Genomic DNA, 19,427 nt, shown 5'->3' on the forward strand with positions numbered 1-19,427 from the left:
CAACCGACAATGGTCTGTTCAACGGCCGCCTGCACCACGCAGCCGTCTGATCGACGCTTCACTGAGAAGAGCGCATGGTCCGGCCATGCGCTTTTTCTTTGAAACAGGGGCCACTTTCGGGTACCGCGAGGCGGAAACCGCACAACCTGAGTGCTATCGCCGTCAAGACATCGAGGACACCCATGCGCATCCTGTCCGAAGCTCATTATCCGGAACTGCCGAACTACTATCGTGGCAAGGTGCGCGAAAACTACGACCTTGCGGACGGCAGCCGGATCATCATCTCGACCGACCGCCTCAGCGCCTTCGACCGGATCCTCACCTGCATTCCTTATAAAGGCCAGGTTCTGACCCAGACGGCGCGCTACTGGTTCGAGAAGACGAAGGACATCTGCCCCAATCATGTGATCGCCTATCCCGACCCGAATGTCGTTGTCGGCAAGCGCCTCGATATCCTCCCCGTCGAGATTGTTGTCCGCGGTTATCTCGCCGGTACGACGGGCACCTCGATCCTCACTCTCTATAAGAAGGGTGAGCGCCAGATGTACGGGATCACCCTTCCCGACGGCATGCGGGACAATGAGAAGCTTCCGACCCCGATCATCACGCCGACCAGCAAGGAATTCGACGGTGGCCATGACGAGCCGCTGACACCGTCCGAAATCGTGGAGAAGAAGCTGCTGACCGCCGACCAGTGGGAGACCTTGTCCCGCTATGCGCTCGCGCTCTTTGCACGCGGTCAGGAACTGGCGGCCAAACGCGGCCTCATTCTCGTCGACACGAAATACGAATTCGGGACGGACGAGAACGGCACGATCATTCTGGCGGACGAAATCCACACCCCTGACAGCAGCCGCTACTGGATCGCGGACAGCTATCAGGCGAGCTTTGAAAAGGGTGAGCGTCCCCAGAGCTTCGACAAGGACTTCGTGCGCGCCTGGGTCGCCGAGAGATGTGACCCCTATGTCGATGAGATCCCGGAAATTCCACAAGCGCTGGTCGAAGAGACATCGCGTGTCTATATCAAGGCGTACGAAGCGATCACGGGAATGGCATTCGTGCCCGATGACAGCGGCGAAAGTCCCTGGGCCCGTGTCCGTCACAATCTGACCTCGTACCTCCCCTGAGAAAGGGTGGACTATGAATCATGATCCTCGCGTAAGGCCTCTCACCTGCTGCCCTTCGGCTGGAGCGGGTGCTGCCATGCGCAGGCCAAGACGGCCGGCGGAGGAAACGCGCGAGGAGATTTTGAACACGGCCGAACGCATGTTCCGCGCTCAGGGCTATGCCAGCGTATCCATTGCGGACATCGCGACAGAGCTTTCGATGTCGCCGGCCAACGTGTTCAAGCATTTCCGCACCAAGACAAGTCTTGTGGATGCGATCGCCACCCGCGCCATCGAACAGACGCTGAATGCCTTGAAGGCCCTCGCCAGCGACAGGCCGGCGCCGGAGCGGCTCTACGCACTTGCCCAGCACCTGATGGACGAACACCTTTCCGAGCAGGTGGATGCTCCCTTCGTGTTCGAGATGATCCTTGTAACGATCACCGAAGAACTGGATTGCGGCGACCGATTCCGCCAGATCGTTGTCGGCATGATCGGCGAGATCATTGCGGCCGGCGTCGAGGAAGGTGTCTATCACGCGGATGATATCCCGCGCCTGGCCAACGCCACCTTCGATGCGCTCGCCTGTGTCATTCATCCTGTCATGACAGGGATGGAGAAGGCTGACATAATGGCAACACGCTGTCGGGAAGTCGTCCGCCTCATCGATGCTGCATTGCGGTCGCCGCTTGCAAAGTGACGTTTCTTGACTTACGTCACTTCGATCATGATGGAGACCTCCTTCAACGGACGCCTCCATAGTTCCGTCATGCCCTGATTCCGATGAAGCAGGACAGGACTGCTCTCGTTCAATGCCTGACCATCTGTATGGGATTATTTGATGCGCCCAAGCCTCAGACTTGCTTCCGCTCTCGTCATCTGCACTGCAGCCCTCGCCGGCTGCTCCGAACAGGAGGCGGCTCAGGGAGGTGGTGGAGCTGCAGCCGGCGGCGGTGAACGCCCACCGGCGGCCGTCAGCGTCGTGGTGATGAAGAAGGAATCCCACGAGCTCACGACAACCCTGCCCGGTCGTGCCTCCGCATTCCAGATGGCAGAGATCCGTCCGCGCGTCAGCGGCATCATCAAGGAAATTGCCTTCAAGGAAGGCAGCGAGGTCCAGGCCGGCGATCTGCTCTTCAAGATCGAGGACGACACCTATCGCGCAGCGGTCGCCCAGGCGCAGGCCAGCCTGCAGAAGGCAGAAGCCGGCGTTCCGACCGCTCAATCCAACCTTGCCCGTCAGGAACGCCTTGTCGGCAGCGGCGCCACGCAGGTCGAGCTTGAAAACGCCCGTGTGACCCTGCTTCAGGCCGAAGCAGATGTTGCCCAGGCGAAGGCCGCCTTGCGGTCCGCCGAGATCGAGCTGGGTCTGACCGAAATCAGGGCCCCTTTCGAAGGCGTGACGACGGCTTCGCGCTACTCCATCGGCAATGTCGTGACCGCCAACCAGACCGACAGCCTGATGACACTGCGCCGTCTTGATCCGATTTACATCGACCTGACGGAATCGAGCGTAAACCTGCTGCGGCTGCGCGAGGCGATCAAGGCCGGCCGCATCGATCAGACCGACAGCGAGACCACAAACATCCGCCTGACACTGGAAGACGGCATCGAGTATCCGATCGTCGGCAAGCTCGACATGTCGGAACTGGCCGTCAGCCAGACCACCGGTACATTCTCGATCCGCGCCCTTTTCGACAATCCCGACAGCCTGATCCTGCCGGGCATGTATGTCCGGGCAACCGTCGATGTCGGCGTCGAGCAAGGCTTTCTCATCCCGCAGCGGGCGGCCACGCGCAGCCCGAACGGCGAGCTGACGGCGAAATTCGTGACCGCTGACAACAAGGTCGAAACGCGGACCTTCGAGAATGCCGAGGTTTCCGGTGACAATTGGCTCGTCGCCTCCGGTATCGAAGATGGCGACAAGCTGATCGTCGACGGCTTCCAGTGGATCGGCGACGGTGCACCCGTTCAGCCTGTCGAGGCGAAGATCAATGCGGACGGGCTCGTCGAAGAGACCGCGGCCCCGGCTGCTGCTCCTGCTGCACAACCTTAATTGTGCGACAGGCAAGGCAACCGAGGCGTAGAGGATAACCCATGGCCCAATATTTCATCCGTCGCCCGATCTTCGCTTGGGTGATCGCGATCATCATCATGCTCGGGGGCGCATTGGCGATCTCGACCCTGTCGATCGCCCAGTATCCGGAAATCGCACCGACGACGGTGCAGATCTCGGCAAGCTATAACGGCGCCAGCGCAGAGACCGTCGAGAAATCCGTAACCTCGATCATCGAGGACGGAATGACCGGTCTCGACGATCTGACCTATATGACCTCGTCGTCTAGCACCGGCTCGGCAACCGTGACGCTGACCTTCGGCAACTCCATCGATCCGGAAATCGCCCAGGTTCAGGTTCAGAACAAGCTCCAGCTGGTACAGGCGCAGCTGCCGGATATCGTGCAGACCTCCGGCATTTCGGTGACGCGTTCGACATCGAGCATCCTGCTCGTCGGCGCACTCGTCTCGACGGATGGCGCCCGCAGCAACGTCGAGCTTGGTGATATCTTCTCGTCCCAGATCGAAGACCAGATCAAGCGCCTCGAAGGCGTAGGCAGCATTCAGGTCTTCGGTACGGGCTATGCAATGCGCGTCTGGCTGGATCCGTTCCAGCTCAACAAGTTCCAGCTGACCCCCACGGATGTCACCACCGCAATCCAGGCGCAGAACACGCAGGTCTCCGTCGGCGCGCTGGGCAGCCAGCCCGCCCCGGCCGGCCAGCAGCTGACCGTAACGGTCACGGCTCAGAGCCAGTTGCAGTCGGTCTCCGACTTCGAGTCGATCATCCTGAAGACGGAAACGGACGGCGCGACGGTTCGCCTGAGCGATGTCGCCCGCATCGAGATCGGCCAGGAAAGCTACGGCACCAAGACCCGCTCCAACCGAAATCCGGCAACCGGCTTTGCCGTGAACCTCGCGACCGGCGCCAACGCGCTGGATACGGCGGCCCTCGTCAAGTCGCAGCTCGAAACCATCGGGCCGTCACTGCCGGAAAACGTGGTCATCACCTATCCCTATGACACAACGCCATTCGTCCAGCTGTCGATCGAGAAGGTCGTTCACACGCTGCTCGAAGCGATCGTGCTGGTCTTCGTGGTGCTGCTCGTCTTCCTGCAGAACCTGCGCGCCACCATCATTCCGATGATTGCCGTCCCAGTCGTTCTGCTCGGTACCTTCGGCATCCTTGCGATCACGGGTTATTCCATCAACACGCTCACCATGTTCGCCATGGTGCTTGCGATCGGCCTTCTGGTCGATGACGCGATCGTCGTCGTGGAAAACGTCGAGCGCATCATGTCGGAAGAAGGGCTCTCTCCGCTCGAGGCGACCCAGAAGTCGATGGGCGAGATCACCGGCGCAATCGTCGGCATCGCGCTCGTCCTGACCGCCGTCTTCATTCCGATGGCATTCTTCGGCGGCTCGACGGGCATCATCTACCGCCAGTTCTCGGTCACCATCGTTTCGGCCATGCTGCTCTCGGCGCTTGTGGCTATCGTCCTCACACCGGCGCTCTGCGCCACGATGTTGAAGCCGATCGACCACCACAAGCAGAAGCGCGGCCTTGGCGGCTGGTTCAACCGGAACTTCGACAGTGCCACCGGCGGCTATGTCTCCTCCATCGGCTATCTCCTGAAGCGCCCGCTCCGCGTCATGCTGATGTTCGTGATCGTGATCGGCGGCATGAGCTGGCTCTTCCTGCGTCTCCCGTCCTCCTTCCTCCCGCAGGAAGACCAGGGCGTGTTGATGACCATCGTGCAGCTGCCGAACGGCGCAACCGTCACGCGGACGGAAGAGATCATCAAGAAGATCGAGGACTACTATCTCGATCAGGAGAAGGACGCGATCCAGGACGTTTTCTCGGTCTCCGGCTTCTCTTTCACCGGGTCGGGCCAGAACTACGCGCTCGTCTTCGCCAAGCTGAAGGATTTCGAGCTGCGTGAAGAGCCAGAACTCGCGGCTTCGGCAATCGTGCAGCGTGCCATGGGGTATTTCTTCACCCTGCGTGATGCCCAGGTCTTCCCGCTGCAGCCGCCTGCGATCCCGGGTCTCGGAACCTCGAGCGGCTTCTCGATGTACCTCGTCGACAGCGGCAAGAACGGCACCGAAGCGCTGACCGCCGCCTCGCAGCAATTGATGCAGGCCGGCAGCTCCAACTCCGCTATTAGCTCGCTGCGCTCCAACAACCCGCCGGCGGAAACCCAGCTGAAATTCCTGCTTGATCAGGAAAAGATGGGCGCCATGGGTCTCGACATCGCAACCGTCAACAACATGCTGTCGACGATCTTTGCGGGCCGTGACGTCAACGACTTCACCCTGAACGGCGAGCTGAAGCCGGTCTATGTGCAGGGTGACGCGCGCTACCGCATGCAGGAAACGGCGATCAACGACTGGCATGCCCGCAACAGCAACGGCGAAATGGTGCCTTTCTCCTCTTTCGTCAAAACCCAGTGGATCAGTGGCGCTCCGACGCTCAGCCGGTTCAATGGCGTTGGTGCGATCTCGATGGAAGGTGCAGCCGGCGCAGGCGTCAGTTCCGGCACGGCCATGGACACGATGGAAGAGCTGACCGCTGCCATGGATGGCGGCTACACCGTCGCCTGGCAGGGCATCTCCTACCAGGAGCGACTGTCCGGCTCTCAGGCGCCGCTGCTCTATGCTCTGTCCGTTCTGATCGTCTTCCTCTGCCTTGCCGCCCTTTACGAGAGCTGGTCCATCCCGTTCTCGGTCATCATGGCGGTGCCGGTCGGCGTGCTCGGAGCGGTCGCCGCGGCAACCCTGTTCGGTCAGTCAAACGACGTCTACTTCAAGGTCGGCCTGCTTACCACGATCGGTCTGGCTGCCAAGAATGCGATTCTCATCGTGGAGTTCGCAAAGGACCGTCAGGCGGCCGGATTGAGTGTCATTGATGCAACACTCGAAGCCGCAAAGCTTCGTTTGCGCCCGATTATCATGACATCTCTCGCCTTCATCCTCGGCGTTGTGCCATTGGCTATTGCGACCGGCGCGGGTTCCGCTGCGCAGAATTCGATCGGTATTGGCGTTCTAGGCGGCATGTTGACCGCAACGGCGCTCGGAATCTTCTTCGTGCCGTCGTTTTTTGTGATCATTCGGCAACTTTTCGGCGGTGCAAAACCGAAAGATGAGCTGTCTAAGGGATGATTGACAAACTACGTTAAGGAATTATTGCGTAGGCTGCTGCGGTAGCCTGCGTGAGTATAGCGGTCGCCGGCAAAGGTATCCAGAGATCCTTCCGCGGCAAGACCGGGGGACCAATACAGGAACACGTGATGCTGAAAATTCGCGCCGCCGCACCTCTCGCAATGCTCCTCCTTTCCGGTTGTGTCGTCGGACCGGATTACGAGACGCCCCAAACGGCACTCCCGATCAAGTTTTCCGAAGGCAGCACGCGGGCTGCTGCAGACGTAACGCTGCAGCCCTGGTGGACGGCATTCAACGACCGCCGCCTGAACACTCTGGTTGATCAGGGCCTCGACCAGAACCTGGATGTTCTACAGGCGATCGAGCGCATCACCTCGGCTGAAGCGAACTTCGAATCCGCCGATTCGGCGGCATTCCCGCAGCTCTCGGTTTCTGGGCAACACCAGACCTCTGGCAGCAGCGGCACTGGTGACTTCGACGGTTCCGGTCAAAGTGGCCAAGATAGCCCTACACGTAACACCACTAGCGGAACGGCAAGCGTTTCATGGCTCCTAGATCTCTTTGGTCAGTATAGACGCTCGAAGGAGAGCGCCAAGGCATCGCTCGACGCGGCCTATGCCAGCGCCGACGTCGCACGTCTGACCTTCCTGTCGAGCGTCGTGACGGCCTATGTCGATGCCCGCTACTATCAGGAGCGCATCGCGATTGCCCGCAAGAACCTCGGGTCCCGCAGGGAAACGCTGGAATTGACGCGCCTGCAGCTTGAAGCCGGTGCGGCTTCCCGCCTCGACGTGGTCCAGTCGGAAGGTCTCGTGAATTCGACGCTGGCTGAGATCCCCGCACTCGAGATCTCGTTCCGCCAGTCTGTGCACCGGATCGCGCTTCTGCTCGGCCTTCCGGCGACGAGCCTTCTCGCAGACCTGCAGAAGGGCGCATCTCAGCCCTACTTCCGCCGCAGCGTGAATGCCGGTGTTCCTGCCGACCTGATCCGCAACCGTCCGGATATTCGCGCAGCCGAGCGTAATCTCGCAGCGGCAACGGCCGAAATCGGCGTGGCTGAAGCCGCTCTTTACCCGTCTATTTCCTTGAGCGGCTCGATTTCACCCAGCTACATTGTGACCTCCGCTGCAAACGGTGGAGTCACAACCTGGGGCTTCGGACCGACCCTTGACTTGCCGATCTTCGATGCGGGTGCCCGTCGCGCCAACATCAAGGCACGGGAAGCGGCAGCGCGGGAAGCCTATCTCGCCTGGAAGCAGACTGTTCTCGGCGCGGTCGAGGAAGTGGAGAACGCCCTCGTGGCCGTCAACCGCACGCGTCAGACCGTTTCGGCACTGACCGCCACCGTCCGCTCCTATGAAGAGGCCCTGTCGCTTGCAACGGCAAGCTACCGTGATGGCGCCTCCTCGCTTCTCGACGTGCTGGATGCCCAGCGCAACGTTGCCAGCGCCCAGGCGAGCCTCGCCCAGGCTGTGCAGCAGTTGGCCAACGGCTATGTCGCCCTCAACGTCGCCATCGGCGGCGGCTACGCATGGGACGGCGCAAAGACCGTCGTCGCCAGCAAGTAAGCGTCCTGAACCAGACGATAAGAAAGCCCGGCACCTGAAAAGGTCGCCGGGCTTTTCTTTGTCCAGAGTTCAGAAAGTGGCGGGCGTATTGATCCAGATGAGCACGGTCTCGCCGCTTGAGATATTGCGCCACGAATGCGGCCTGCGGCTTTCGAAATAGAAGCTGTCGCCGGCATGCAGTTCGAAGAACTGGTCACCGTCGAGGATGATCTCCAGGCTTCCCGACAACATATGGATGAACTCCTCTCCCTCATGCTGATAGGCGCCCTCGCTTGAAGCGCCCGGTGCAAGCTGGAACCGGTTGCACTCCATCATGTTGCGCCCTTCGGCCAGGACCTGAACCGCGACACCGGATGAAGTGGTTGGCCAGGAAGCCCATTTCCCTTCGCGGATCAGGCTCTCCCCGCCCCTGCCCTCCTCCTGTCCGCTGAGCGAGGCCAGCGTCGTGCCGAGGTGGCGGGCAACCTCGTGCAGCGCGGTGAACGAAAGGCCCTGGGAGGTACGTTCGAAGGTCGAGAGCTGGGAGATGGATACGCTGGTTGCCTGAGCGACAGTCTCAAGCGTCTTGCCGGCCTCCCGCCGCAGACGCCGCATGCGGGTGCCCGGCCGGATGTCGGAAGCGTCGTCCTCTGCCTCGCCGGTATCGTCGTCGGCTTCCGGCAAGTCACGAAGGGTCTCGCGGATCGCCGCGGGATTGAGCCCCTTCTCGCTCCGAAGCCAAGCAATCTGCTTCAACCGATCCACCAGGGCGCGATCATAAAGCCGCTGCCCCGTCTCGGTGCGAAGAGGCTGGATCAGTTCCTGGCTTTCCCAGAGCCGCAGCGTCGAGGGCGAAACGCCCGCCATGCGCGCTGCCTCCGCAATCTTGAACCGGATATCGTCCACGCTGCCCTCGATCAAATGTCGCAGTCACGCGTGATAATGCCGACAGGACATATTGCAAGTCTACAGAAAAAATGTAGGAAATATGAAACCGGGCGATCAACCTTGTCGATGACGCCTCTGGCAACCCTTCGCACAGGACGAAAACGATGAAGAACGCCGAAATCTCAGCCCGCAAGAATGACGCCATCTCCCGCGGCGTCGGCATGACCACGCAGATCTATGCCGACAAGGCAGAGAACTCGGAAATCTGGGACGTCGAAGGCCGCCGCTTCATCGATTTCGCTGGCGGCATTGCCGTACTCAACACCGGGCATCGCCACCCGAAGGTCGTTGAAGCAGTCAAGAACCAGCTCGACCGCTTCACCCACACCTGCCATCAGGTCGTCCCTTACGAAAACTACGTCGCGCTTGCCGAGCGCCTGAACAAGATGGTCCCCGGCAACTTCGAGAAGAAGACGATCTTCGCAACGACCGGCGCCGAAGCCGTCGAGAACGCAATCAAGATCGCCCGCTGCGCCACCGGCCGCTCTGCCGTGATCGCCTTTACCGGCGGCTTCCACGGCCGCACCTTCCTCGGTATGGCACTGACCGGCAAGGTCGTGCCCTACAAGGTCGGCTTCGGCCCGATGATGGGCGACGTCTTCCACGTGCCCTTCCCGCTCGAGATGCACGGCATTGATGTCGAGACCTCGCTCGACGTTCTCGACAAGCTGTTCAAGGCCGATGTTGACCCGAAGCGCGTTGCGGCCATCATCGTCGAGCCGGTCCAGGGCGAAGGCGGCTTCTACGACGTGCCGCGCCCGCTGATGAAGGCACTGCGCGAGATCTGCGACGAACACGGCATCCTGCTTGTCGCGGACGAAGTGCAGACCGGCTTTGCCCGCACAGGCAAGCTGTTTGCCATGGAGCACTATGACGTCGTGCCGGACCTGACGACGATGGCAAAGAGCCTCGCCGGCGGCTTCCCGCTCTCGGCCGTCACAGGCCGCGCCGAACTCATGGACGCGCCCGGCCCCGGCGGTCTCGGCGGCACCTATGCCGGCAACCCGCTGGCGATCGCCGCCGCCCATGCCGTTCTCGACGTGATCGACGAAGAAAACCTCTGCGATCGCGCCAACCAGCTCGGCAGCCGCCTGAAGCAGCGTCTGGAAGCCATCCGCGCGGATGTTCCGCATATCATGGACATCCGCGGCCTCGGCTTCATGAACGCCGTCGAGTTCAAGGTGCCCGGAACCGACAAGCCGAATGCGGATTTCACCAATGCGGTGCGTCTGAAGGCGCTGGAGAAGGGCCTGATCCTGCTCACCTGCGGCGTCTACAGCAACGTCATCCGCTTCCTCGCCCCGATCACCATTCAGGATGAGGTCTTCAACGAGGCGCTCGATCTGATCGAAGCCTCGATCCGTGAAGTTGCAGCAGGAGCCTGAGGCATGACCCTTTCGAACATTCTGACCGACAAATTGAAGGACCCGACACTGGCGACCGACAAGTCGCTGGTCGGTAATGACTGGCTGGCTGCAAGCCAGTCGGGCAAGACCTTCGAGGTCACCAACCCGGCCACGGGCGAAGTCATCGCGGTTCTTCCCGATGTGAGCAAGGCAGAAGTCACCAAGGCGATAGATGCCGCTCACACGGCCCAGAAAGCCTGGGCGAAGAAGACCGGCAAGGAGCGCGCCGCCGTACTCCGCAAGCTGAACGACCTGATGGTCGCCAATGCCGACGACCTTGCGACGATCCTGACGATGGAGATGGGCAAGCCCTGGCCCGAAGCCCGTGGTGAAATCCTCTACGGCGCATCCTATGTCGAATGGTTCGCCGAAGAAGCCAAGCGCGTCTATGGCGACACCATCCCCGGCCACCAGGCCGACAAGCGGATCATGGTCATCAAGCAGCCGGTCGGTGTCGTCGGTGCGATCACGCCATGGAACTTCCCCAACGCGATGCTCGCCCGCAAGGTCGCGCCAGCACTTGCCGTCGGTTGCGCCATGGTGTCGAAGCCCGCCGCCCAGACGCCGCTATCGGCTCTGGCGATCGCCATTCTGGCCGAGCGTGCAGGTCTCCCCGCCGGCCTCTTCTCTGTGTTGACCTCGACCGACGCGGCCATGGTTGGCCAGGAACTCTGCGCCAATGACAAGGTCCGCAAGCTGACCTTCACCGGCTCCACCAATGTCGGCCGCATCCTGATGCGTCAGGGGGCCGACCAGATCATGAAGCTCGGCCTCGAGCTCGGCGGCAATGCTCCCTTCATCGTCTTCGACGATGCGGATCTCGATGCCGCCGTCGAAGGGGCGATGATCTCCAAGTATCGCAATGCCGGCCAGACCTGCGTCTGCGCCAACCGCCTTTATGTCCAGTCCGGCATCTACGACGCCTTCGCCAGGAAGCTCGCCGAAAAGGTTGGCCAGCTCAAGGTCGGCAACGGATTTGCCGAGGGCGTGACCACCGGTCCGCTGATCGACTCCAAGGCCGTTGAAAAGGTCAAGGAGCACGTGGCGGACGCCGTCTCCAAGGGTGCTCAGATCGCTCTCGGTGGAAAACCCTCCTCGGCGGGCGAGCTCTTCTTCGAGCCGACGATCCTGACGGGCGTCACCACGGCGATGAAGGTGGCGACCGAGGAAACCTTCGGGCCCGTCGCTCCGCTCTTCAAGTTCGAGACGGAAGAGGAAGTGATCGAACTTGCCAACGCCACCGAATTCGGCCTCGCCTCCTACTTCTACTCGAAGGACATCGCCAAGGTGTTCCGCGTGGCGGAAGCCCTCGAATACGGCATGGTCGGCGTCAACACCGGGCTGATCTCGACGGAAGTGGCGCCCTTTGGCGGCATCAAGCAGTCCGGTCTCGGCCGTGAAGGCTCCAAATACGGCGTGGATGACTATACCGAGATCAAGTATATCTGCCTCGGCGGCATTGCCTGACCGATTGAAGATCCCCGGCCCTGCCGGGGATCCTCATTTCTGTTGATCGCCTTCGAAGATGCGCTCGGCCACAGAGCGTCCGAGACGCGCTAATGTCTCGAAATGGCTGCCTCGTGCCGAAGACTGGCGCCAGAAGAAGCCGATGTCGCGAATGCCTTCCCAGCCGTCGATCGTCAGCAGCTTGATCCCGTCTTCCTTGGCGAATTCAGAGCGCACATAAAGCTCCGGAAAGAGCGACAAGCCCATGTCGATCGACACCATCTGCCGGATCGCATCCAGGCTGGACCCCTCATATTCTTCGGCCAGTGTGGCGCCAGACATGTCCGCGAGGCGCCGCACTTCGTCCATCAGCCGGTGACCGGCACCGAGCGTGAGAAGCCTCTCGCCCTTCAGCGCATCCGGCGCGATCCTGTCGAACGCAGCCAGCGGATGCGCCTTGGGGACGCCAAGAAGAATCCGCTCCCGACAGATCTGCAGCGAGACGAAACCGTCTTCAGCCGATGGCAGCGGACCCAGTCCGCAATCCGTCTCCCCCTGCAGCACGGCCTTTTCCAGCTGCCGCGGCCTGTCTTCCCGAATGTAGATCTTGAGCTCCGGATACTGCTGGTGAAGGGGCGGCAGAAGATAGGGTAGAAAATAGGGGCCGAAGGAGGGCGCGACGCCGAGGCGGATCGCGCCGCCAAGATTGGACTTCGATCCGGTTGCAAGCGCCCTGATCTCATCCAGACCACTGAGAATGACCTTGGCGGCCGTGATGATCTCGGTGCCGACGGGCGTCGGGGTCACCTGACCCGGCATGCGATCAATGAGCGTCACCCCCAGCTGTTTTTCGAGAAGCGCTACCTGCACGGAGAGCGTCGGCTGGGAGACGTTGCAGCGTTTGGCGGCTTCCCCGAAATGCCCGGTCTCGCCGAGCATCACGAGATATTCCAGCTGCCGGTGGCTTGGTCGGAAGGGCACGGGGTCAACTCCATAGAGAGGGCCTATGGATTTTATATAATCAATGAATTGGAACAATCAAACGAACACCCTCATATTCTGATCGTACGAAAGGAGATAGCCATGAAGCAACTGCTGAAAGCCCTGAGAGCCCGTCACTCGATCGTCGCCGCCAAGATCGATGAAGAACAGCGTCGTCCGCAACCGGATGGCATCCGGGTCCGCGCCTTGAAGAAGATCAAGCTGCACTTGAAGGAGCAGATCATGTTGCTGGAGCAAGGCGGGACCATGAAGGTCGCCTCAGCGCGCTCCAAGGCGTCGAACTTCGGCACACCTCTTCTCGCCGGACGCTGATCCGCCTGCGCGCCGTGATGGCGCAGGCGTGACCGGCGAGAGCGGCCGGCGGGGCACCCTGCGCCCCGCCGGCATTTTCGGGTCGATGAAACGAAAAAGCCCGGCGTCGTTGAACGCCGGGCTTTTTTGGTTTTTGTCGGTCTCGCGCCGGATTAGTTCTTGGCGCGCTCGACGTAGGAATTGTCTTCGGTCGCGATCACGACGCGGGTACCAGCGTCGACATGCGGCGGCACCATGGTGCGGATGCCGTTCGAAAGCATGGCGGGCTTGTAGGAGGAGGAGGCCGTCTGACCCTTCACGACCGGCTCGGTCTCGGTGATCTCGAGCGTCACGTGACGCGGCAGCTGGATGGCAAGAGCGACGCCTTCATGCATCGAGAGGATGCAGACCATGCCTTCCTGCAGATAGGCCTTCTGATCGCCCATCGTCTCGGCATCGACAACGACCTGATCGTAGTTGTCAGGGTTCATGAAGTGGAAGCCTTCACCGTCCTCGTAAAGGAACTGGTGGTTCACATCTTCAACGAACGCGCGCTCGACCTGTTCGGTCGTGCGCCAGCGCTCCGAAACCTTCACACCGTCGACGATGCGGCGCATGTTCACCTGGGTGACCGGCGTGCCCTTGCCCGGATGGAAATTCTCGGCCGTCAGGACGACGTAGAGCTTGCCGTCGACATCCAGAACATTGCCCTTGCGCACGGACGAGGCGATAATCTTGACCATTGGAATTCCTTGTATCTGCGTAAGACCCGTCGTAAAGGACGGCGGTCCCGATGGACCTCTTTGAATTTCTCGGGCGCAACTAACCCAAATCCGGCAAAATAGCCAGCCCGTGTTGAGAAATGGACCGAGATTCCGGCATGATTGACAGCCGCCGATCATCCCCCCCGTGGTGGCGCGCTTCCGTGCATGCGGACCGCCGTCCTTTCCTCATCGGCCGCAACCGGATTCAGGCTGCTTTTCGCGCGCATTTCGCCGGACAGGACTTCATCGAAGTGGACACCGCGACCCTGCAGGTATCGCCCGGCAACGAGGCCCATTTGCATGCGTTCCGGACCGAGGCGATCGGCCATGATGGCTCCGCGGTACCGCTCTATCTGCACACATCGCCGGAATTCGCCTGCAAGAAGCTGCTGGCAGCAGGCGAGATGAAGATCAGCTGTTTCGCGCATGTCTATCGCAACCGCGAGCGCGGCCCACTGCACCATCCGGAATTTACCATGCTCGAATGGTATCGGGTCGGCGAAGGCTATGAGCAACTGATGCGGGACTGCACCGACCTGATCGCGCTCGCAGCCCGGACGGTAGGAACGCGCCAGTTCGCCTATGGCGGCCAGACTGTCGACCCCTTCGCGGAGCCGGAACGGATCTCGGTCGCGGAAGCCTTCTCCCGTTATGCCGGCATCGACCTTCTGGCGACCATTGCCGTCGATGGCTCGACGGATCGCAATGCCTTGGCAAGAGAACTCGAAAACGCCGGCATCAAGACGGCGGTTGACGATACCTGGGCCGACCTCTTCAGCCGCGTCATCGTGGAAAAGGTCGAGCCGAACCTCGGTGATGGCCGCGTCACCATTCTCGATCGCTATCCCGTTGCAGAAGCCGCTCTTGCCCGCCCCTGTGCGGACGATCCACGCGTCGCTGAACGCTTCGAAGTTTATGCCTGCGGCGTGGAACTGGCCAATGCTTTTGGCGAACTGACAGACCCGGCGGAGCAGCGCCGGCGCTTTGAAGCGGAGATGGTCGAGAAAAACCGCGTCTATGGCGAGACCTATCCTTTGGACGAAGACTTTCTGGAAGCGCTCGCCAGCATGCCGGACGCATCCGGCATCGCACTTGGCTTCGACCGTCTCGTCATGCTGGCAACCGGCGCGCTCCGGATCGACCAGGTGATCTGGGCACCGGTCGCGGAGACCCATCTTGGCTGAGGGAACGCTGCGCAGCGTCGGCGACCTCGTGTCGGAAGGTCTCGTGCCGGCCGACGAGGCGGCGTCCCTCACGGCCGTGGCGGAACGCTACGCCATCGCGCTTACGCCGACCGTCCGCGCCTTGATCGACACGAGCGCGCCGGCCGATCCGATCGCCGCTCAGTATGTGCCGTCTGCCGCCGAATTGATCGAACACCCGGGCGAGCGGCCGGATCCGATCGGCGATCATCCGCATTCGCCTGTCGAAGGCATCGTTCACCGCTATCCCGACCGGGTACTGCTGAAGCTCGTCCATGTCTGTCCGGTCTATTGCCGCTTCTGCTTCCGTCGCGAAATGGTCGGCCCCCAGGGTGACGGCAATCTCGGTGCAGAGGCTCTGCAAAGGGCGCTCGACTATGTCCGCGCCGACGCGCGCATCTGGGAAGTGATCCTGACCGGCGGAGACCCCCTGATTCTTTCGCCCCGCAGGCTGCGCGACGTCATGCAGCAGCTTGCGACCATCTCCCATGTGCGGATAGTGCGAATCCACAGTCGCGTGCCGGCCGTGGATCCTGCCCGCATATCCGATGAACTCCTGGAAGCGCTGACGACGGGCGGCAAGACGCTTTATCTTGCGCTGCACGTGAACCACCCGCGCGAACTCACGGCCGAGGTCCGCGAGGCCTGCAGACGACTCTCGACTGCCGGCGTGCAGCTGGTCAGCCAGAGTGTTCTTCTGCGGTCGATCAACGACAATGCCGAGACCCTGGCGGAGCTGATGCGATCTTTCGTCGAGATCGGCGTGAAGCCCTACTATCTTCACCATCCTGATATGGCGCCCGGCACCGGTCATTTCCGCCTGACCATTGCGGAGGGCCAGGCCATCATGCGGGACTTGCGCAGCAAACTTTCAGGCCTCTGCATCCCCCATTACATCCTCGATCTGCCTGGTGGTCACGGCAAAGTGGAAATCGGCACGAACGCGCTGCGCGAAGTTGAACCAAATCGGTACATCGTTCTCGACCGTCACGGCCGGGAACACCTCTATGAAGGTTAGTCCAGGCATATTTCCGCCCTGAAACGGCCTACTGGGACCTCTGCAGGCTTTATCTTAGCTTTCGTTCATTCTGATTTTACCGAAAGCCTTAGCGGAAACTTCGTCTTTCCTCTGTAAGAAATCGCTCAATAGATTTCGAGCGTCCGACCGGAGGGAAAACGATGAACGAAACCATTCGCGCGCTGCTGACCAAACTCGGTGGCCTTCCCGTAGCTGTCGATACGCTTGCTGATGATGCCGACCTTTATGCGGCTGGCCTGTCGTCCTTCGCCTCGGTCCAGCTGATGCTGGGCTTGGAAGAAGCCTTCGACATGGAGTTCCCGGACCATCTGCTGAACCGCAAGTCTTTTGCCAGCATCGCCGCCATCGAGGCGACGGTCGCAACCATCGTCGGGGACAGAAAGGTCGCCTGATGGACCTCTCCTCCACATCGACGGACAAGACACTGAAGGCACGCGCATCTCGCGTTGCCGCCGTCGCCGCTCAGCATGCGGACGATGTCGATAAGGCCGGCCGTTTCCCGAAGGAAGCGGTCGACGCCATGAAGGCGGAACGGCTGATGGGGATCCAGATCCCTCTCGATTGCGGTGGTGAAGGTCGATCGATCTCGGAAATCGCCGAGCTCTGCACCATCATGGCCCAGGGCTGCGCTGCCAGCGCAATGATCTTCGCCATGCATCAGATCAAGGCGTCGAGCCTGGTCTCTCACGGCACCGAAGCCCCCTGGCACCGAGACTTCATGCGCCGGATCTGCGCCGAACAGCTTCTGTTGGGCTCGGCCACGACGGAAGGCGGTATCGGCGGCAACCTGCGCAACTCGATCTGCGCGATCGAGGTCGAGGGTGAACGCTGCCGGCTGGAGAAGGACGCAACGGTCATTTCCTATGGCAAGCAGGCGGACGCGATCCTCATCACCTCGCGTGCCCACAAGGACGCGCCGCCCAGCGATCAGGTAATGACGGTATTCCTGAAAGACCAGTACAGCCTCGAACAGACCCATGTTTGGGACACGATGGGCATGCGCGGCACCTGCTCCGATGGCTTCCTGTTCAAGGGCGAAGCACCGACCGAACAGATCTTGCCGAAACCCTTCGCCGAGATCGCCGCGCAGTCGATGCTCGCCAGTTCGCATCTGCTCTGGAGCGCGCTCTGGTACGGCATTGCTGTCGATGCCTTCGCCAAAGCGCAGTCCTTCGTGCGTGCCGCTGCCCGCAAGGCGCCTGGCACGCAGCCGCCGGGTCTCGTCCAGCTCGCAGAAATGTCGAGCCAGTTGCAGGTCATCCGATCGAATATCCAGGCTGGCCTCACCTCCTACGAACAGGCCCTGAAAGATCAGGACCGTCTGTCGTCCATGGGCTTCGCCGTCGCCATGAACAACGTCAAGATCGCCTCGTCGGAGATGATCCTGCCGGTGATCAACCAGGCGCTGAGGATCTGCGGCATCATGGGCTACAAGAACGGCACGCCCTACAGTCTGGGACGTCACCTACGCGACGCTCATTCGGCGGAGCTGATGATTTCCAATGACCGCATCCTCGGCAATACCGCGACGATGCTGCTCGTACACAAGCAAGAAACCGGATTGTTGGGGTAAAGACATGGACATGCAGGTGAGCTTTCTGGACCGCCTCTTCGACAGCGGTCTTCTGATCGACACGGGCGTCGACGGTCTCTACGGCCGCAGCGGCCAGTTCGAAGACGTCATCGCCGCCTTCGAGCGACTGATCGACAAGGTCGGCGGTGCCGACGGCGCCGAAGCGATCCGCTTCCCGCCCGGCATGAACCGCGCCTATTTCGAAAAGAGCGGCTACATGAAGAGCTTCCCGCAGCTCGCGGGCACCGTGCATTCCTTCTGCGGCAACGATCACGACCATCTGAGCCTCTTGCAGTGCATGGAAGAAGACAAGGACTGGACGAAAGAGCAACAAGCGACCGACATCGCACTGACCCCAGCCGCCTGCTATCCGCTTTACCCGACCGTCGCCAAACGTGGCCCGATCTCGATGGATGGTGGCCTCTTCGACCTGCAGTCCTACTGCTTCCGCCATGAGCCCTCGAAGGACCCTGCACGTCAGCAGCTCTTCCGCATGCGCGAATATGTCTGCATGGGCACCGAGGCCCATGTCACGACCTTCCGTCAGACCTGGATGGATCGCGGCGTCGAGATGATGAAATCCATTGGCCTCGACGTCGAGATCGATGTTGCCAACGACCCCTTCTTCGGCCGCGCCGGCCGGCTGCTTGCCAACAACCAGCGGGACCAGAACCTGAAGTTCGAACTGCTGATCCCGGTCACCTCGCAGGCCAACAAGACCGCCTGCATGAGCTTCAACTACCATCAGGACGCCTTCGGCCAGAAATGGGGTCTCTCGCTGGCCGACGGCTCCGTTGCACACACCGCCTGCGTCGGCTTCGGCTTGGAGCGCATCGCGCTGGCGCTTTTCGCCCAGCATGGTCTGGATGTTGCAGCCTGGCCGGAAGCCGTGCGCAAGACGCTCTGGGGCTGAACCCGCAATGACATCGGTCTTCCCCGGTCTGGATCCGGATGCTTATGTCCCGCACGCTCTCCATGCAAAGGAGCGCATGTGGCCGGAAACCAACTGCTATGTCGATCTCTGGATCGAGGTGCTGGCCTCGGCCGGCTGTGTGCCGGAAGCCATGCTTGGCTTCACCCTGACCCAGGACTTCGAAGGCGACCAGTTCACCTTCTTCAAGGTGCCGCTCGAAGACCTCGAACAGCTCTACGACGTCAGGGTCACAGAACTCGCGATCTTCGACACCGTCGAGGACCACGTCAGCGAGCAGATCGCCCGCGGACGCCTGTGCCTCGTGGAGATGGACAGCTTCTTCATGCCCGACACGCAGGGCGTCGGCTACCGGCAGGAACACGGCAAGACGACGGTCGGCATCAACCGGCTCGACGTCGAAAACCGGGTCATGGACTACTTCCACAATGGCGGCTTCTTCCGCCTGGAGGGCGAGGACTTCGACGGAGTTTTCCAGCGGAACCTGCCGGAAGGCGCGTTGCCCTTCCTGCCCTACACGGAATTCGCCAAGTTTCCGAATGCGCCCACGTCGATAGCCCACCAGCGCGAGACGGCATTAGCGCTTCTCCGCCGGCACTACGCCCGGCGTCCGCAAGGCAATCCGATCGCAGCCTTCGCAGCGGTTTTCCCGGCACAGGTCAAGGCAATCGCCGAACGGCCCTTCGGCTACTTCCACAAATACGCCTTCAACACGCTGCGCCAGTTCGGCGCCAATTTCGAGCTTCTGGCCGGTCATCTGGCATGGATGGATGAAGCCGCTTACGCCTCTGCCATTGCCGAAGCTCTGGCGATCAGCGAATGCGCCAAGACGGTGCAGTTCCAGCTTGCCAGGGCTGTGACCCGCAAGAAGTTCGATCCCTTGGCCACGGCACTCGATCCGGCCATTGCGGCCTGGCAGCGTCTGATGGATGATCTTGGCCAACGACTGACGTAA

General features: G+C 61.3%; 18 protein-coding genes (1 of these 18 cut by a window edge). 15 read left to right on the forward strand and 3 right to left on the reverse strand.

The annotated features are described in order from the left end of the window. The 6 genes from M1E12_RS16190 to M1E12_RS16215 form a co-directional block, all read left to right on the forward strand. Positions 1–50, forward strand: the 3' end of a protein-coding gene (locus M1E12_RS16190) for an energy-coupling factor ABC transporter permease (RefSeq protein WP_479562546.1). Its footprint begins 634 nt before the window's first position; only the last 50 of its 684 coding nucleotides appear in the window; its start codon lies beyond the left edge, outside the window; its stop codon occupies positions 48–50. A gap of 132 nt (positions 51–182) precedes the next feature. Further along, positions 183–1,127, forward strand: coding sequence for a phosphoribosylaminoimidazolesuccinocarboxamide synthase (locus M1E12_RS16195; protein WP_479562547.1), 945 nt, complete (start codon positions 183–185; stop codon positions 1,125–1,127). A 76-nt stretch (positions 1,128–1,203) separates the two neighbouring features. Beyond that, complete coding sequence (locus M1E12_RS16200) at positions 1,204–1,806, forward strand: TetR family transcriptional regulator (protein ID WP_246035095.1); 603 nt, start codon at positions 1,204–1,206, stop codon at positions 1,804–1,806. A gap of 138 nt (positions 1,807–1,944) precedes the next feature. Next, positions 1,945–3,162 (forward strand): efflux RND transporter periplasmic adaptor subunit, encoded by a 1,218-nt coding sequence (locus M1E12_RS16205; RefSeq protein ID WP_479562548.1) that lies wholly within the window; start codon positions 1,945–1,947, stop codon positions 3,160–3,162. A gap of 41 nt (positions 3,163–3,203) precedes the next feature. Continuing rightward, positions 3,204–6,323: an efflux RND transporter permease subunit gene (locus M1E12_RS16210; RefSeq protein WP_479562549.1), complete on the forward strand. Its 3,120-nt coding sequence runs from the start codon at positions 3,204–3,206 to the stop codon at positions 6,321–6,323. A gap of 128 nt (positions 6,324–6,451) precedes the next feature. Further along, a complete protein-coding gene (locus tag M1E12_RS16215; protein ID WP_479562550.1) occupies positions 6,452–7,891 on the forward strand; it encodes an efflux transporter outer membrane subunit in 1,440 nt (479 codons plus the stop codon). 69 nt (positions 7,892–7,960) lie between these two features. On the opposite strand, the gene M1E12_RS16220 is transcribed toward M1E12_RS16215, so the two are convergent. Next, complete coding sequence (locus tag M1E12_RS16220) at positions 7,961–8,737, reverse strand: cupin domain-containing protein (protein WP_479564904.1); 777 nt, start codon at positions 8,735–8,737, stop codon at positions 7,961–7,963. 185 nt (positions 8,738–8,922) lie between these two features. Between M1E12_RS16220 and M1E12_RS16225 the strand changes: the two genes are divergently transcribed. Continuing rightward, positions 8,923–10,203, forward strand: a complete 1,281-nt coding sequence (locus tag M1E12_RS16225; protein ID WP_479562551.1) for a 4-aminobutyrate--2-oxoglutarate transaminase — start codon at positions 8,923–8,925, stop codon at positions 10,201–10,203. A gap of 3 nt (positions 10,204–10,206) precedes the next feature. Further along, complete coding sequence (locus M1E12_RS16230; protein ID WP_113460939.1) at positions 10,207–11,691, forward strand: NAD-dependent succinate-semialdehyde dehydrogenase; 1,485 nt, start codon at positions 10,207–10,209, stop codon at positions 11,689–11,691. A gap of 33 nt (positions 11,692–11,724) precedes the next feature. Here the strand turns inward: M1E12_RS16230 and M1E12_RS16235 are convergent, their stop codons facing one another. Continuing rightward, positions 11,725–12,651 carry a hydrogen peroxide-inducible genes activator gene (locus tag M1E12_RS16235; RefSeq protein WP_136541850.1) on the reverse strand — a complete coding sequence of 309 codons (927 nt, stop codon included), beginning with the start codon at positions 12,649–12,651 and terminating at the stop codon, positions 11,725–11,727. A 102-nt stretch (positions 12,652–12,753) separates the two neighbouring features. Between M1E12_RS16235 and M1E12_RS16240 the strand changes: the two genes are divergently transcribed. Beyond that, positions 12,754–12,984 (forward strand): YdcH family protein, encoded by a 231-nt coding sequence (locus M1E12_RS16240; RefSeq protein WP_479562552.1) that lies wholly within the window; start codon positions 12,754–12,756, stop codon positions 12,982–12,984. Positions 12,985–13,136: 152 nt separating this feature from the next. On the opposite strand, the gene efp is transcribed toward M1E12_RS16240, so the two are convergent. Then, the gene (efp, locus tag M1E12_RS16245; protein WP_113460942.1) at positions 13,137–13,706 is read right to left on the reverse strand and encodes an elongation factor P; all 570 of its coding nucleotides are present in this window, start codon (positions 13,704–13,706) and stop codon (positions 13,137–13,139) included. 137 nt (positions 13,707–13,843) lie between these two features. On the opposite strand from efp, the gene epmA reads away from it, so the two are divergent. The 6 genes from epmA to M1E12_RS16275 all read left to right on the forward strand — a co-directional run bounded on the left by epmA (position 13,844) and on the right by M1E12_RS16275 (position 19,427). After that, positions 13,844–14,911 (forward strand): EF-P lysine aminoacylase EpmA, encoded by a 1,068-nt coding sequence (epmA, locus tag M1E12_RS16250; protein ID WP_479562553.1) that lies wholly within the window; start codon positions 13,844–13,846, stop codon positions 14,909–14,911. Continuing rightward, a complete protein-coding gene (locus M1E12_RS16255) occupies positions 14,904–15,947 on the forward strand; it encodes a lysine-2,3-aminomutase-like protein (protein ID WP_479562554.1) in 1,044 nt (347 codons plus the stop codon). Before epmA ends, M1E12_RS16255 begins: the two co-directional genes overlap by 8 nt. Before the next feature lie 161 nt (positions 15,948–16,108). Beyond that, positions 16,109–16,360: an acyl carrier protein gene (locus M1E12_RS16260; RefSeq protein WP_136541858.1), complete on the forward strand. Its 252-nt coding sequence runs from the start codon at positions 16,109–16,111 to the stop codon at positions 16,358–16,360. Next, entirely contained in the window at positions 16,360–17,541 is a 1,182-nt protein-coding gene (locus M1E12_RS16265) for an acyl-CoA dehydrogenase family protein (protein WP_479562555.1), read from the forward strand. Before M1E12_RS16260 ends, M1E12_RS16265 begins: the two co-directional genes overlap by 1 nt. A 4-nt stretch (positions 17,542–17,545) precedes the next feature. Continuing rightward, positions 17,546–18,454: an amino acid--[acyl-carrier-protein] ligase gene (locus M1E12_RS16270; RefSeq protein WP_479562556.1), complete on the forward strand. Its 909-nt coding sequence runs from the start codon at positions 17,546–17,548 to the stop codon at positions 18,452–18,454. Positions 18,455–18,461: 7 nt separating this feature from the next. Continuing rightward, on the forward strand, positions 18,462–19,427 hold the full coding sequence (locus M1E12_RS16275; protein ID WP_479562557.1) for a DUF1839 family protein: 966 nt from the start codon (positions 18,462–18,464) through the stop codon (positions 19,425–19,427).

It is taken from the genome of Rhizobium sp. K33, from assembly GCF_056501445.1.

Bases quoted from the DNA above. Each gene is read 5' to 3' on its own strand.
- M1E12_RS16195 (WP_479562547.1), top strand. From the start codon at position 183: ATGCGCATCCTGTCCGAAGCTCATTATCCGGAACTGCCGAACTACTAT.
- M1E12_RS16200 (WP_246035095.1), top strand. From the start codon at position 1,204: ATGCGCAGGCCAAGACGGCCGGCGGAGGAAACGCGCGAGGAGATTTTG.
- M1E12_RS16210 (WP_479562549.1), top strand. From the start codon at position 3,204: ATGGCCCAATATTTCATCCGTCGCCCGATCTTCGCTTGGGTGATCGCG.
- M1E12_RS16215 (WP_479562550.1), top strand. From the start codon at position 6,452: ATGCTGAAAATTCGCGCCGCCGCACCTCTCGCAATGCTCCTCCTTTCC.
- M1E12_RS16220 (WP_479564904.1), bottom strand. From the start codon at position 8,737: ATGGCGGGCGTTTCGCCCTCGACGCTGCGGCTCTGGGAAAGCCAGGAA.
- M1E12_RS16225 (WP_479562551.1), top strand. From the start codon at position 8,923: ATGAAGAACGCCGAAATCTCAGCCCGCAAGAATGACGCCATCTCCCGC.
- M1E12_RS16230 (WP_113460939.1), top strand. From the start codon at position 10,207: ATGACCCTTTCGAACATTCTGACCGACAAATTGAAGGACCCGACACTG.
- M1E12_RS16240 (WP_479562552.1), top strand. From the start codon at position 12,754: ATGAAGCAACTGCTGAAAGCCCTGAGAGCCCGTCACTCGATCGTCGCC.
- efp (WP_113460942.1), bottom strand. From the start codon at position 13,706: ATGGTCAAGATTATCGCCTCGTCCGTGCGCAAGGGCAATGTTCTGGAT.
- epmA (WP_479562553.1), top strand. From the start codon at position 13,844: ATGATTGACAGCCGCCGATCATCCCCCCCGTGGTGGCGCGCTTCCGTG.
- M1E12_RS16260 (WP_136541858.1), top strand. From the start codon at position 16,109: ATGAACGAAACCATTCGCGCGCTGCTGACCAAACTCGGTGGCCTTCCC.
- M1E12_RS16265 (WP_479562555.1), top strand. From the start codon at position 16,360: ATGGACCTCTCCTCCACATCGACGGACAAGACACTGAAGGCACGCGCA.
- M1E12_RS16270 (WP_479562556.1), top strand. From the start codon at position 17,546: ATGGACATGCAGGTGAGCTTTCTGGACCGCCTCTTCGACAGCGGTCTT.
- M1E12_RS16275 (WP_479562557.1), top strand. From the start codon at position 18,462: ATGACATCGGTCTTCCCCGGTCTGGATCCGGATGCTTATGTCCCGCAC.